We start from the raw sequence: 247 nt of genomic DNA, 5'->3' as shown, positions 1-247 counted from the left end.
ATCGGCCATCACGGCGCGCGCCGCGGCGATCTCCTGCTCGCTCACCCGCCCATCCGCCTTGGCAACATGCCCCATGACGCGGAACGCGGACCGGAAGAAGTGCTCACCGACAGCCAGGGAGTCGGGATCGCTGCGCAGGCGGGGCTCATCCTGCGAGCCGGTGAATTCGTCGAACTGATGGCCCAGTAGCACGCCCACGGCCGCGCCTATGGGGCCCCCAGTGAGCAGCCCGATGGCGGCGCCGACG

The 247-nt window shown here is 70.4% G+C and carries 1 protein-coding gene; it reads right to left on the bottom strand.

Translation table 11 applies throughout. The features are described from left to right. A partial coding sequence (locus tag Ga0451573_RS19455; RefSeq protein WP_231685851.1) for a co-chaperone DjlA occupies positions 1–247 on the bottom strand: 247 nt, incomplete at both ends.

This window comes from Phosphitispora fastidiosa, from assembly GCF_019008365.1.
GTDB classification, from domain to species: Bacteria; Bacillota; Thermincolia; order Thermincolales; family UBA2595; genus Phosphitispora; species Phosphitispora fastidiosa.
This window is presented reverse-complemented; position numbering and strand designations above follow the sequence as displayed.